The sequence below is a fragment of the Antrihabitans cavernicola genome (assembly GCF_008297975.1).
GTDB classification, from domain to species: Bacteria; Actinomycetota; Actinomycetes; order Mycobacteriales; family Mycobacteriaceae; genus Antrihabitans; species Antrihabitans cavernicola.
In genome coordinates, this window is the sequence record NZ_VLNY01000001.1 from 553,346 (window position 1) to 567,945 (window position 14,600).

At 64.3% G+C, this 14,600-nt stretch carries 9 protein-coding genes; 8 read left to right on the forward strand and 1 reads right to left on the reverse strand.

Going from position 1 to position 14,600, the window contains the following annotated elements; all coding sequences use genetic code 11:
• Nucleotides 1–410: 410 nt before the first annotated feature.
• The 8 genes from FOY51_RS02710 to FOY51_RS02745 are packed head-to-tail and all read left to right on the forward strand — an operon-like array spanning nucleotide 411 to nucleotide 12,486.
• A complete protein-coding gene (locus FOY51_RS02710; protein WP_149428632.1) occupies nucleotides 411–3,866 on the forward strand; it encodes an AMP-binding protein in 3,456 nt (1,151 codons plus the stop codon).
• Nucleotides 3,863–4,135 carry an acyl carrier protein gene (locus FOY51_RS02715; protein WP_235916062.1) on the forward strand — a complete coding sequence of 91 codons (273 nt, stop codon included), beginning with the start codon at nucleotides 3,863–3,865 and terminating at the stop codon, nucleotides 4,133–4,135. The genes FOY51_RS02710 and FOY51_RS02715 overlap by 4 nt, the downstream gene beginning before the upstream one ends.
• The gene (locus FOY51_RS02720) at nucleotides 4,132–5,214 is read left to right on the forward strand and encodes an SDR family oxidoreductase (RefSeq protein WP_149428633.1); all 1,083 of its coding nucleotides are present in this window, start codon (nucleotides 4,132–4,134) and stop codon (nucleotides 5,212–5,214) included. Before FOY51_RS02715 ends, FOY51_RS02720 begins: the two co-directional genes overlap by 4 nt.
• Nucleotides 5,202–5,885, forward strand: a complete 684-nt coding sequence (locus FOY51_RS02725; protein ID WP_149428634.1) for an ABC transporter ATP-binding protein — start codon at nucleotides 5,202–5,204, stop codon at nucleotides 5,883–5,885. Before FOY51_RS02720 ends, FOY51_RS02725 begins: the two co-directional genes overlap by 13 nt.
• On the forward strand, nucleotides 5,882–8,371 hold the full coding sequence (locus FOY51_RS02730; protein ID WP_149428635.1) for an FtsX-like permease family protein: 2,490 nt from the start codon (nucleotides 5,882–5,884) through the stop codon (nucleotides 8,369–8,371). The genes FOY51_RS02725 and FOY51_RS02730 overlap by 4 nt, the downstream gene beginning before the upstream one ends.
• Complete coding sequence (locus tag FOY51_RS02735; protein WP_149428636.1) at nucleotides 8,368–11,049, forward strand: phosphoenolpyruvate synthase; 2,682 nt, start codon at nucleotides 8,368–8,370, stop codon at nucleotides 11,047–11,049. The genes FOY51_RS02730 and FOY51_RS02735 overlap by 4 nt, the downstream gene beginning before the upstream one ends.
• Nucleotides 11,024–11,647 carry a dTMP kinase gene (locus FOY51_RS02740; protein ID WP_149428637.1) on the forward strand — a complete coding sequence of 208 codons (624 nt, stop codon included), beginning with the start codon at nucleotides 11,024–11,026 and terminating at the stop codon, nucleotides 11,645–11,647. The genes FOY51_RS02735 and FOY51_RS02740 overlap by 26 nt, the downstream gene beginning before the upstream one ends.
• Nucleotides 11,644–12,486, forward strand: a complete 843-nt coding sequence (locus FOY51_RS02745) for a hypothetical protein (protein ID WP_149428638.1) — start codon at nucleotides 11,644–11,646, stop codon at nucleotides 12,484–12,486. The genes FOY51_RS02740 and FOY51_RS02745 overlap by 4 nt, the downstream gene beginning before the upstream one ends.
• Before the next feature lie 11 nt (nucleotides 12,487–12,497).
• Here FOY51_RS02745 and FOY51_RS02750 read toward each other — a convergent pair whose 3' ends face one another.
• The gene (locus FOY51_RS02750) at nucleotides 12,498–14,501 is read right to left on the reverse strand and encodes a CocE/NonD family hydrolase (RefSeq protein ID WP_353961349.1); all 2,004 of its coding nucleotides are present in this window, start codon (nucleotides 14,499–14,501) and stop codon (nucleotides 12,498–12,500) included.
• Nucleotides 14,502–14,600: the final 99 nt, after the last annotated feature.

Sequence of the window (14,600 nt, forward strand, 5' to 3'; positions counted from 1 at the left end):
AACCTTCGAACTCCTACCAAATCCGGCCGAATTCACGGATTCCTGAGCTGACGAGAAATGGGTTCACGCAAACTTGCGTGAATGCTCCTGTGCTCCACATTGTTTGAAAGACAGGGGCCCACCGAGGGCGTCGAACAGGGGTGGCGGACTCGCTCTCGCCTTCAGTAAACACCACCGTGTTCGCTCGGTCATTCAGTGGAGGATACACGCGTGCATCGATCGACGAAGCGCTGGACAACCGCTGAACTGCCGGTTAACATCGCTGCTCATTGTGAGTCGATCGGTGGCGACTTCACGGCAAACCCGTGACGACACAACCGATCTCGCATTCGCGGGCTGAGGTGCTCAGCCGAAAGAACTCGAGTAGATCCTCATGTTTTGCAGAGGTCGATCGACTGCAGAAGGGCGAAATGGCTTCCGACCGAACGGCCTTCGGCGATGACGCCATCCGGAATGGTTTCGACGCATTGTGCGGATGGCTGCCGAATCCCCACACCGAAGAGGGCATCAAGCTGGCCGACGAAGACGACTCCTGGGAATACCGTTCCTACGCGAGTCTCGCGACCGACGTGCGGCGGGTAGCTGGGATATTGCGCGCCCACGGCGTGCAGCCTGGCTCCGGGGTCTGTTTGATTCTGCCCACCGACTACGTCTGCATCGCGTCGATGTACGCGGCGTGGTTGTGCGGGGCGACCCTCACGCTGATCGCACCTCCCGGATTCGGCGACGGCGACGAGTACGCGAGTCGCGTCCGGTCGATCATCGATCAGACCGACGCACGCATCGTCGCCACGTCGCCCGGCCTCGCCGCGATGGTGCGCGGCGCCATGACGGAAGCCGGACTCGACGCGGCGCCGCTGATCTTGGACGCCGCCACCGTTGGAGCGGCCGAGCCGATCGAGTCGGCCGTTCCCACCGAACTACCCGAGTGTGCGCTCCTGCAATTCACCTCGGGCTCGCTCGGATCTCCCCGTGGCGTGCGGATCAGTTGGCAGAACCTCCAGGCCAACATCGACTACATTATCTCGGCCGTCGACTACCGAGACGGCGAGGCAACCGCGTCGTGGCTACCGCTCTACCACGACATGGGCCTGATCGGCGGTTTCCTCGCAACCATCGCCATGCAGGGCAGCCTGTATCTACTCCGACCCGATCAGTTCATTCGTGACCCGCTGCGCTGGCTGCGCGCGATGGAACACGCCCAGCACACGGTCACGCCGTCGTTCGGGCTCGGCTACTCCGCGCATCGTCTTCGGCCCGAAGACGTCGCCGGGCTCGACCTGTCCGGCTGGCGCTCGATCGTGACCGGCGCCGAACCGGTCGACGTGACGCATCTGCAGAAGTTCGCTGAGCTGCTCGACGGCAGCGGATTTTCCACCGATACCTATCGACCTGCATACGGCCTTGCCGAATCCACCCTGATGGTCTGCATGGCGCGGCCCTACCGGCAGCCGCTGATGGCGGTGCAGGTCGACAGCGCTTCGCTGCAGTTCGGCAAGCCGGTCACCATCCACGCAGAAACCGAATACACCGGACGCGAGCTGACAGGCATCGGCTGGGTGATCGGCGTCGGCGAATCGACCCCGGAATCGTCGGTCCGCATTGCCGACGACAACGGCGTCGACCTTCCCGACGGCACACTCGGCGAGATCGTGGTCTCCGGCCCATCCGTCGCCTCCGGCTACCACGGCGTGGAACCGGCCGATCGCGCCGCCAGTGCGACCACACGATTCACCGATCACGAATTGTATTCCGGTGACGCGGGTTTCATCCACTGCGGCCAACTGTTCGTGTTCGGACGGATGGGCTCGAGCCTGAAGGTGCGCGGCAAATCGGTATTCATGGAGGACGTCGAGACGCGCGTCGCATTCGAGGCGGGTCTGTCCAAAGGCAAGGTGGCCGCGGTCGCCATGCAAGAGGCCGACGCACAAGGCATCGCGCTGTTCGTCGAAGGCGAGCCCGGCGAGTGGATCACCGAGGCGCGCCGCGTCCTGCGGGCGGAGTTGGGCCCTGCCCACAACGTGCGGATCGTGACGGGCAACCGCGGATTGATCCGGCGTACGTCTAGCGGCAAGCCCAGGCGCAGGCACATGTGGGAGCTGCTCAAGACCGGTCGACTGGCCGACGACGTGGTGGTTCACGACGCACTGACGCCGATCGGAGGTGCGGCACCCGAGCATCAACCGCTGCTTTCCGACGACGCCATTGCCCGACTGCTCACGCGCGCACTCGAATCCGTCGATGTTGCACCGGACGCCACCATCCTGCTGGAAGGGTCGATCGCCGAGGGTTTCGGCAACGAAGCGTCCGACATCGACTTCTTCGTCCTCGCACCCGGCGACGCGCAGACGCCTGCGATGCCGACCGTGTTGTTCATCGACGGTCGCCGCGTCGAGGTTAGAACCCGGTCACATGCGCAGCTGCGCAAGCACTTCCAGTACGCGCAGTCGAATGTGGCCGGCAAACCGGCCGCGTTGCTCGATCTCGATCAAGACGTTCTCAATCGGTGTCAGCGTTCGCTGCGCGCGAAGGTCGTTCGGCCAGGCGAGGATTCGGGCGAGTTCGACGACCTGATGGCGGTACTTCCCTACGCCGATTTCAGCGCGCTGATGCAGACGTGGTGGACAGCGCGCGCGCAGCAGTCGCTACGACATGCCGTCGCGCTCAACGCGCTCGGCGCAGTGCCCGACGCACTCGGTTGGGCCCGCGACGGTCTGCAGCAGGCCGTGAAAGGGTGGGCAGCAGGCAAGGGCGAGACCTATCTCGAAACCAAATGGCTGGGCCCGCAACTGGATCGGATCGGCAAGGACGAACTGATCGACCGGTACTACGCGCTGGACTCCGCTCTCGCCGACGAGACAAACGTCTTGGACGCAGCCATCGAACTCGCGATCGCCTTCGGCGTCGAATCGGTGGCCAACGACGCGAACCTCGTGCGATTCGCCCGGGCGCCCGGCGTCACCACCTGGCCCATCGGATCGCGCCTGCACGTGATGCGCGGCGATTCCGACATCTTCGTGCTCTCCGACGCGGCAGCAGTCGCCTGGCGCTCGGTGGTGTTCGGACGTTCGGTCGCGGAAATCCTCGATCGCTCGTCCCTCGACATTGCGCCGGACATCGCCGAGTTCGTCCGGCTCGGCTTCGTCGGATTGCGGTGGGAACGCCGCGAACCGATCCGGCCTGCGTTGGCCATGTGCAAGCCCGCCAAACCGTACACCTGCCCGCCGAGCGGGCCGGCCGTCCTCCTGGGGCTGGCAGGCGCTGCGCGTGTCGACGGCAAGGCAACCACGCTGTCACCGTTGCCTGCACGACGTTTCACCGAGTGCGCGTCGGAGCTCATCTGGTCCAACGTGGTGCTCGAGAACGCACGCGAAGACCTGGTCGGGGCGATCAAACACGGCCAGGGTCGTGTCGCCGACGTTGCGGCGCAACGCCTGATCACCGCCTCCGTGCGCGTGTTGGTATCGACGCTCGGCTGCAGTCCGCTGCCCGAAGACGTTGCCGCCGTTGCGACCTTGCGCAGGCTGATCCCGGACCACGCCGAGAACCGGGATGCGCTTCTCGATCAGCTGCGAGCGGCACAGCGGGTCCGCTTCTTCGACGACCCCGAGCGCAGTCACGAGGGGCTGGCCGTGCTGGACGGCTTCGTCGACGCGATCCGCGACATGGCGGGCGCCGACTTTCCCGCATCGTTCAACTCGCGCGAGCAGTGGCGCAACACGCTTGCCATCAGCTACGACTGGCTACGACTTGCCGGTTACCTCGACACGTCACTACCGATCGACGAGGCCCAAGACCTACTTGCCTCCGGCGGAGTGCAGCCGCACCTGTCCGACGAGGCAAGCCGAAAGGATGCATCATCGTGACCACCCCTCTGTCCGACGCCGACATCGCGACGCGCACAAAGCGTCTCATTGCGACAATGGCACCGGAGCCGACTCAGCCCGACGCACTGCAGGGTGCTCAGCGACTGATCGAAGACCTGGGATTCGATTCGATTCGATTGATGGAGCTGACGGTCACGCTGGAGCGCGGATTCGCCTTGCCGCGATACAAGCCCGACCAGCTGGCCGACGTGCGCACGGTAGACGACGTCATCACACTCGTGTCGACGGCGTTGCGGGCGCAGCAGTGACGAATACCGTACTGCTCACCGGCGCCACCGGATTGGTCGGTGCCGAGGTGGTCACCCGGCTGGTCGATCAAGGTCGGCAGGTGGTCGGTGTCACGCACCGCACTCCGCGGATAGTCGGAAACGACGGCGAGACAATCGAATCCGTGCCGTTCACGACAGGCACGACGGCACCGGTCAGTCATGTGACCGGCAACGTGCGGGAAGCGAACCTCGGCATCGCCGACCCCGACACTCTCCGCAGCGATGTCGATCTGATCATCCACTGCGCGGCCACAACGGCTTTCGATGCGCCGGAGGACGAGTACAACGCGCTCAACGTCGACGCGACCGCCCACGCGATAGCACTGGCGCGGAGCTGGGACGTCCCGCTGATCTATGTCAGCACGGCATACGTCTGTGGCAGGCGCGACGGACTGATCAGCGAAAGCGATCTCGACAAAGGCCAGAACTTCTCGAACGGCTACGAGCGCAGCAAGTTTCGCGCCGAGACCCTGGTTCGCGAGGCGGACGGTCTGCGCTGGTCGATCGTACGACCGGGCATCGTCACCGGCGCTGCCGACGGCGTCGTCCGCGACTACAAGAACCTCTACACGGTGGTCAAGCTGATCGTCGAGGGCAAGCTGCGCAGCCTCCCCGGGCGCTACGACGCGACACTGTCGCTGGTGCCGGTCGACTTCGTCGCCGACGTGATCGCCGGCGTCACCGCCCAATTCGACATCGCCGAAGGCAACACCTTCCACGCCGTCGGTGCCGACGCCCTGTCCCTGCGCGAGATGTCGGATGTCTTCGCCGAGTATCCGTCATTCGCGGTCGCCAATTTCGTTCCGACAGCGACTTTCTCGCCCGACGATCTCGGCGACCTCGAGCGGGAGTACTACTTCCGCATCGGCGCGCAGTACGCCGGCTATTTCGATCGACGCCGAACCTTCGATGCCACGAACACCGCCACCGTTCTGAATTTGCCGCTACCCCGCACCGACAAGGAATATCTCCGGCTGCTGCTCGACTACTGCCTGGAGACCGGCTACCTCGGCGCACCGTTGCCGACTATCGAAGAGGCGCTCAGTTGCTTGAACTGAATGACGTGTCCAAGCAGTACCGAATCGGCGAGCAGACCGTCACCGCGCTCGATGCCGTTTCACTGAACATCGAGGCGGGGAAATTCGTCTCGATCGTCGGGCCGTCCGGCGCGGGCAAGAGCACCCTGCTGCACATGCTCGGTGCGCTGGACTCACCGGACAGCGGCTCGATCAAGTTTCAGGGCAACGAGATCGGGAACTACGACGACAAGGCGCTGTCGGAGTTCCGTCGGCACCAGGTCGGCTTCGTCTTCCAGTTCTTCAACCTCCTGCCGACCATGTCGGCGTGGGAGAACGTCGCCGTTCCGATGCTGCTCGACGGCAAGACCCTGCGCTCCGCCAAGCCGAAGGCGTTGGAGCTGTTGACGTCCGTCGGCCTTGCCGACCGAGCCGACCACCGGCCCTCGGAACTGTCCGGCGGCCAGATGCAGCGTGTCGCGATCGCCCGTGCGCTCATCATGGATCCACCGTTGATTCTTGCCGACGAACCGACCGGAAATCTCGATTCCAAAACGGGCGCCCAGTTGATGGATCTGCTGGCAGAGATCGCGCACGGAGGGGACCGCTCCGTCGTCACTGTGACGCACAACCTGGACGCCGCGGCGACCACGGATCGCGTGATAACTATGCAGGACGGGCGAATTGCGGCCGCGGACGTTGCTCGCTCATGAAGTCTGCCCTCGATCGGCTCCGACTCTTCAGCCTTCGTGAATTCGCCGAACATCGCGGGCGGACCCTCGCATCGATGGCCGTCGTCGCGGTCTCGGCTGCACTGCTCGTCGCCGTGCTCGCGATCATCGGTTCCATCAACCACTCGATCGATTCGCTGTCCACCGGGATCGCAGGCAATGCCGCACTCGAGGTGTCCGGAGTTGCCGACGGCGGCTTCCCCGCCGCCGTCGCAGACGACGTTGCCACCGTCCCCGGTGTCCAGGCAGCGGTTCCTCTCGTTCAGACCACAGTGCGTACCGAATCGGGGCCGACACTGCTGATCGGTGCGGATGCACGCAGCGCGGCACTGGAGAGCGACGTGAAAGGCGCCCTGCAGAGCCAGGCGGGCGCACTGCTGAAGGTACCCAACGGCGTTCTCGTCGGACCCGACACCGGCTACGCGGAGGGTCAGACCTTCGACTTGCAAGACACGAAGGTCACCGTGGCAGCTGTGCTGTCCGGCGAGGGCTTCGAGCAGCTCAACGGCGGTCACTACGTACTGGCTCCCCTGCAACTGGCGCAGAGCGCAACGGGTCGCGCCAACTCCTACGACTCCATCCTGATCGTCGCCAAGCCCGGCACCGACTCGGACGCACTGCAATCGGGCGTCACCGACGCGGTGGCAGGACGTGCCAACGTCACCGAGTCCAGCGGTGCCAGTGCCAAATCCGGCAACGGTGTCCTCCTGATTCAGTTCGTCGCACTGTCGTCGGCAGCGATGGCGTTCATGGTGTCCGGCTTCCTCATCTACACGGCAATGGGAATGGCGATCGCACAACGCCGCCCCGTGATCTCGATGCTGCGGGCGATGGGCGGATACCGGACCACGATCCTGCGCGACACGCTCGGCGAGGCCGCCGTCCTCGGATTGATCGGTGGCGCAATTGGGTCGGCGCTGGGCGTGCTCATGGGCCGCGTTGCCATCGAACGACTGCCGGTGCTGTTCATGCAGTCGGTCTCCGCTCGCATCGACTACGTGCTGCCGTGGTGGACGATTCCGGTGGCCATCGTCGTATCGGTCCTGGTCAGTGTCGCGGCGGCGGCGCTGTGCGCCCGACAGGTCTACAAGGTATCGCCGATCGAAGCCCTTGCGCCCGTTGGCGTATCGACTGCCGATACCATTTCGCCGCGACTCCGAATCGCGGCCGGTGTGATCGCTGTGGTGCTCGGGGTCGCGGCCGTGCTTGCCGCGACGGCACCGCTCGGCATCGCGTCCAACATGGGCATCTCGCTGCTTTTCGGTGCGGAGATCGTTCTAGGGTTTGCCATCGGTCCGTGGCTGGTGCGCGGCGCAGCCAGGGTGGCCGGGCTGTTCGGCGGGCCCGGTGCGCTGGCCGCTGCGACCATCGAGCGCGCGCCCAAACGCGTGTGGGCAACCCTGATGACGGTCACCATCGCGGTCGCCGCAACTCTTGCGCTCAATGCGGGAAATGCCAATGCTGTCGACTCGACCAAGGATTCGTTCGCTCCCCTCGGTAAGGCCGACGTCTGGGTGTCGAACGCCGCTCCGGGAAACTTCCCCACCGGACCGCAACTGCCGCAGGATCTTACGACCAAGGTCTCCGCGCTCCCAGGAGTCGCCAAGGTGGTCGAGGGCCAGGCGGGTTACGTCTCGCTGGGCGGCAACAAGGTGATGATGTACGGACTCGACTCCGGTGCCTACAGCCCGCTGCTCGAGTCCGTCGATTCGCAAGCGCAGCAAAGGATGTTCGCCGGCGGCGGGGTGGTGCTGTCACGCGATCTGGCTCGAACCTTGAAGGTCGACGTCGGAGATCAGCTGACCCTGCAGACCGCGCACGGTCCGAAGACCACGACCGTACTGGCGACCACGCGGTTCTTCTCCGCACTCAACGGTGCTGTCGCTCTTCCGCTTTCACAGATGCGTGACTGGTTCGACCGACCCGGATCGACGACTCTGCAGATCACCGCGACACCAGGGACCGATAGCGGGGCATTGCTGTCGACCATCCGCGGCCTCGTACCCGGCGGTGTGGAGGTCTACAGCGGTGCGGCAGCTGTCGAGGGCTTCGGACAGACCCTCAGCCAGGCGACCAACCTCGACAACACGCTCTGGATCATCGTGATTCTGATTTCCGCAGTGGCACTGCTGAATACGCTTCTGCTGTCTGTGCTGGAGCGGCGTCGCGAGCTCGGAGTGCTGCGAGCGATCGGCAGCAGTCGCCGCTTCTCGCTCCGAATGATCCTTGCCGAAGCTGCCGGTATCGGCATTGTCGGTGCGTTGCTCGGCCTGGTATTCGGGTACGCCCAACAGTTCGTGGCCGATTTCGCGTCGTCGCAGGCGTGGAACGTCGACGTGAAGTTCGAGCCGACAATCGCCTCGATCGTGCTTGCCGTCTGCGCCATGCTGCTGTGCCTGGTCGGCGCGCTGCCGCCCGCCTACAAGGCTGCCCGCATGAACATCATCGACGCTCTCGGGGTGGAATGACCGTGTTGTTGGACAGTTCGCAGGCAATCGAAGCCGGTGTGGATCAGGTCGGCGGCAAGGCGAGCGGGCTTGCACGACTGGTGAACGCCGGTGCCAACGTTCCGTGGTGGAACGTGATCGGCGTGGATGCGTTCCATGCCCATTTGAAGCGCGCCGATCCGGCCGACCTGTTGGATCGGACGCTGCGCAGCACCGAGACCGACGACATCGAGGTGGCTGCCGAGCAGCTTCGGACCGCTATCATCGAGACCCCGCTCGACCCCGATCTGGTTGCGGCAGTGGAGAAGGTGATGACCGGGCGCGGGCCGGTGGCGGTTCGTAGCTCAGCCGTCGGCGAAGACGGCGCGGCCCGCTCCTTCGCAGGCATGTACGAAACATTCCTGTTTCGCACCGATGCACAGCAGGTGGTCGATGCGATTCGACGCTGCTGGGCATCGGCCTTCAACGCCCGATCACTCGCTTACCGTAGACAACAGAACGACGAGATCGATACCCCGTCTGTTGCGGTGATCGTGCAGGACATGGTCGACGGCACCGTGTCCGGAGTGCTGTTCACCGACAACCCGGTCACCGGGTCGACCGACGAACTGCTGATCAGCGCATCGTGGGGACTCGGCGAAGGCGTGGTCAACGGCACCTGCAACACCGACGACATCGTCGTCTCCCACACTGGCGCCGAGGTCTCGGTCACGATCGGAGACAAGGACATTCGATTCGTCCGCGACGAGGCCGGTGGCGTCCGCGAAGAGCCGGTGCCCGACGATCAGCGCAAGATTCGCTGCCTCGAGCACTCCGCGACCGCGGCATTGGCGACCGAGTCGCTGCGTGTTGCGACCGCATTCGGCGCACCGCAGGACATCGAATGGACGCTGCACGACGGCAAGCCTGTGCTGCTCCAAGCTCGCCCGATCACCGCCAAGGCGAAGGCCGCCGACCCGTCGGTGCTCGGCGAATGGCGAACCGTGTGGGACAACAGCAACATTCAGGAGAGCTTCAACGGCGTCACCCTGCCGCTGACGTTCTCGTGGGCCGCGGCGGTGTACGAGGTGATCTTCCGCGACACCCTGCGGATGATCGGCGTGCGCGAACAAGTGGTGATCGAACACGAACCGGTATTGCGCAACATGGTCGGGCTGGTATCCGGTCGCGTCTACTACAACATCAACAACTGGTATCGCGTGCTGCAGTTGACGCCGTCGTTCGAGCGGAACAAGACCGACGTGGAGAAGATGATCGGCCTCGAGCATCCCGTCGACTTCATCGAGGGCATCCACCTCACGCGCACCGAGAAGTTGCAGAAGATTCCGCATCTGGTGCCGGTCGCCGCGACCCTCGGCTGGCGAATGGCCAACCGGGACAAGCTGGTCCAACGGTTCTTGGCCGAGGTCGGCGGCGCGGTCGAGCAAATCAGACGCGACTACGCCAAGGCCGACGGGCTCGGCGATCTGCTCGACCTCGCCGACGACGGCCTACGCCTGTTCGACCGCTGGTCGGTGCAGATCCTCAACGATCTGTACCTGAGCAACCAGGCCGGTCGGGCGCGACGGCTCCTCGGCGACAGCGACAACGGCGAGGAGTTGGTTGCCGGACTGCTCGCCGCGCAGGAAGCCGTCGAGTCGTTACAGCCCACCATGATTCTCATGCGGGTTGCCGTACAGATCCGTGGCGACGACGCGCTGCGGGCCGCACTCTCGAGCGGAAGCCAGCTGGAAAGCCTTGCAGCAGTGCGGGAGCAGTCGCCTGCCATCGCACAGCAGCTCGACCATTTCATCGACAAGTTCGGCGATCGGTGCATGGGCGAGCAGAAGCTGGAAACCATTTCGCTGCGCCAGGATCCGTCGTTCGTGACCAGTATCCTCCGCAACTATGTCGACGACCCCGACATCGATCCCGAGCGATTCGAGCAGGCGCAACGCGATCGGCAGGTGGAGTTCGAACGCGAAGCGCTGGCGTCGTTGTCCCCGCGCGAACGCAAGCGGCTGATCGGCATCATGCAGAAGGCGCGCGCGGCAGTGCGCGCGCGAGAGAGCATGCGCCTGACGCGGACCCGCATCGTCGGAGTAGGCCGGGCGATCTATTGCGAGGTAGGCCGATTGCTCTCGGAGGCAGGAGAACTCGCCGATCCGCGCGATGTCTTCTACCTCACGATGGAAGAGCTTCGGGCCTTTGCCGACGGCCGTTCCATGGCAGCGGACCTCGATGCTCTCGTTCGGACCCGCAAGACGGAATTCGCCGCCTACGAGGACACCGAGCCGCCGAATCAGTTCGAGACCTTCGGCCCGCCGTACTCGAAGACCACCCGCTATAAGTCGCAGGTTCCCGTCGAGATGCAGGAGGGTCGGATCCTGCGCGGCACCGGATGTTGGCCCGGCATCGTCGAAGGTGACGTGCAGGTGGTGCTCAGCCCGACCGACGATCTCAGCGTCAGCGGCAAGATCCTTACGACGATGCGAACGGATCCCGGTTGGGGACCGCTGTTTCCGAGCGTGAAGGGCCTGCTGATCGAGCGCGGGAGCACGCTGTCGCATTCGGCCGTGCTGTCGCGTGAACTCGGCATTCCGGCCGTTGTCGGCGTTCCCGGGTTGATGTCGACCATTCGCAGCGGCGAGCGCGTTCGCCTCGACGGCGGTGCGGGCATCGTCGAGCGGCTCGATGACGAGCGCGCAGATGCCGAGTAGTCGCGCTATCTGCATCGCCGGTGGCGATGGATCGGGGAAGAGCACCCAGGTTGCCGCGCTCGCAACAGCATTCGTCGAGCAGGGGCTGACGCCTGCTGTCGTCACGATCTGGGACGTCTTCGACGATCCCGTCATGTCGGCCAAGTTGCCGTACGAAAATGCTGCCGACGTCTTCGCCTACCTGAAGGTGCTGTCGCCGCGTTCGCGCTCGCACTTCCTGTTTCACGCGTTGCACGCGGCCCTCGATCTCGCCGAGGCGAAGTCGCCGGATGTATTGCTGCTCAACGCGTACTGGTACAAGTATTTCGCAACGGAAGTAGCACACGGCGGCGATCCCGCGGTGCTGCGCTCGCTCGCTGCGGGCTTCCCCGAGCCCGATCTCACGTTCTTCCTGAAGATCTCGGCCGAGACCACCCTGACGCGCAAGGATCAGCCCAGCGACTACGAGACGGGATACGGCGACTTTCTCGAGTTCCAGCGGCACAGCCTGCGAGTGCTGGATCAATTGTCCACCGATCTCGGGTGGACCGAGCTGGACGGCACCCGTGATCAGGACGAGATCACCGCGACGATCCTCGATGCGATCGGAAACCGTTGAGCAGAAACCGAACCCAGCGAATTGCCGTCGTCGGCATCGACGGCTGCGGCAAGTCGCTCGTCATATCCAAGATGCGTGCCCAGGTATCTCTCGACACCTCGTTCGAGGCCATCTCCTGCCCGGACTTCCATGAAAGCGCCAACGCACCGATGCACACGCTGTCGCGGCAGCTGAAGGCACTCAGCGACGCGGCAGATGTGGTGGGTAACCCGGTCATCAAAGCGTCGGCCCTGTACCTGCGCATGACGTTGTACGGGCCCGTCGAGCGCTTCTTCGTCGACACCTACAGCCCGCGCGTGCTGATGTGCGAGCGCCACCCGCTGATCGAGACGCTGGTCTACGCGCCGCTCTACGTTCGCCTCGCGGAGCGGTCTCGGGAAGATCCCGACGCGTTGGCAGCGATTCGTATTCTCGCCGAGGAGCGAGCGGCAGGTGCGAGTGCCGCCGTCGACGGTTGGCACAGTAAAGAAGCCGCGAGAGTACATTCCACCAGCGACATCTGGGGCGTGCTCGGCGAGATCGCCGAACTGATACGGGCCGGTACCCCGGCAGCGCTCGCCGGTTTCGGTGCTCGCTACCGCACCACGCTGCCGGACGAGGTGATATGGCTGGAGACACCGCCCGCCGACGCTGCACGACGGTGCGCGGCACGGACCGGCGCAACCGAGGTGCACGAAACATTGGAGCATCTGACGTCGTTGCGCAGCAACTACTTACGCATGCGCGACGAGTTGTCGGCGGCCCATCCCGACATGGTCTTTCACACGGTCTCCAACAGCGATATTGACGACGTCGAGGACGTGGTGCGCACGTGCCTCGACGTCACCGGTATGCGTTAGTCGAGTTTCGCTCAGGCGATCGGACGGTCCGAGGGGACGTTGACCCAGCTGGGGTTGTTCGGGTCCAGCACAACGTGTTCCGGCAGCAAGCCGGAGTCTGCTCGCACCGGGCCCAACGAGATGGACCGCGGGAAATTCATCGAATACACGCTCACGCGTAGTCGGTGTCCCGGCTGCAGCACAGCACCGGTGGCAAGGGCGCCGATGTCGAGCATGCTGATCTCGCCCGGCTTCACCAGTTGCCGGGTGTCCACGTCGAGCGTGTAGTACGGATCGGTCAGGTCACCGTTGCTCGAGTAGCCCGACTTCGCCGGCTCGACTTGATTCCTGATGGACGTGGTCATCGACCCGGTGCTGATCACTCTCGATCGTCCGTCGGGCGACACATCCGAGATCACGGTGGAGAAGAAGCCGTCGGTGCCGTCGACCTGAGTGTTCAAGTGCACGTTGATGGGTCCGCTGATCTGAGTCGGCGCGGATACCTGCGGAGAGGTGAAGGTCAGTGCGCTCTGCTCGGCGATCCGGTTGTCGTCGGCGCAGCCAGGGAACACCGCGAGGATGCCGGTGCTGTCGCGAGCAGCGTCGTTGGAGCAGATGGTGCTCAAACCAGGTGCGACAGTCCATTTCGCCGCGGTGACCGGTTTGGTCGCAGCCAGCGATCCGTCGGCGACCGCGCCCGGCGCGGTGCCGCTGCGATCACTGTTGAGGTAGAGACGTCGGTACTGCTGCCCCGGCAGCGGGAAGCTGTCCGCTTGCACCCAACCACCGTTGAAGATGTTGATGGTGGCCGGTGAGTATCGGTCGATCCCGTTGTCGATTCCCTTGAGCCACTTGTCGAACCACGCGCGCTGGAGCACGTCGATGCGTGGCGGCTGACCCGAATTACCCATGTCCGCGCCCGGCGTGACGTGGTACCCGGTACCCATGATCAGCTTCTTCTTGTCGGCGCTGAGACCGCTGAGCTGATCGAGAGCGCGCCATTCGGCATTGGTGAAGATGTCGTTCCAACCGCCGATCACCATGGCGGGCGTCTTCACGTTCGACGCTGCCGTCAGGTACGCCTTGCGCAGCGAGGAATCGACCTGAATCAGTTCGCGAGTATTGGGCGAAAGGCTTTGTACGGTCGGCGCCGCAATGGCTTCGGACAGCTGATTGAAGAAGACGAGCGGATCCTTGACCCGCGAATCCAGCCATGCCTGGTCGAACTGACCGCGCAGCAAACCTTGCAGGTCCGGAACCTTGTTCAGACCGTTGACCAGCGACAGCCACAACGAGAGGAATCCGACACCCAAACCGGCTCCGGGCGCCACAACGTCGTGGACGATGTCCGTCATCGGCTCCACCGGGAAGATAGCGTCGAGACCGGCGGGTTGCTTTGCCGCAGCTTGCAATTGGTTGATCGCGGAGTAGGACACACCCGACATGCCGAGCTTGCCGTTGGAGTACGGCTGGTTGCGCGCCCATGCCAGGACATCGAGCGTGTCGTGCTGCTCGATGTCGTTGAACACCTGCCACGTTCCGTCGGACGTGCCGGTGCCGCGGGCGTCGACGACGATCTGGGTATAACCGCTCTGCACCAATTTGCGGTCGACGCCGAAGCTGCTGATCATGCCGCCGCGGATCATGTCCTGGAACTGGCGGATGCCGGAAATCGGTGTGCCAGTGAAGTTCAGCGAGTTGATGAAGTCCAGCACCGCGGGCGTCAGCACCGGGATGTGGAGACCCCAGTCGGCGACGATGGAGATCAGCTTGTTGTACGGGGTGATGTTGACGATCACCGGGTTCTTGTCGGTGGTCGCGCGGCCTGATGTGTCTGCGGGGCGGTAGACATCGCCTTTGAGGATGGTGCCGTCGGCCATTCTGATCGACACGCTGGGCTCGATCGCGACGCCGGGATACTTGGGTGGCCCGTCTTGGGTCGCCGTCCATTGCGGCGGGTTCAGACCCGGATTGGCCGGTGCGGCAGCAGATGTGCCGAAACCGACCACCGTCAGTTCGACCAGCACCGCGATCACGACACTTACAACAGAAATACGCCGCAACCCACGTCTCCGCACAACGCTCCCCAGCATGTTCTTCGTCAAGTTACTGAACGGTAATCAGTAATGGCCTAG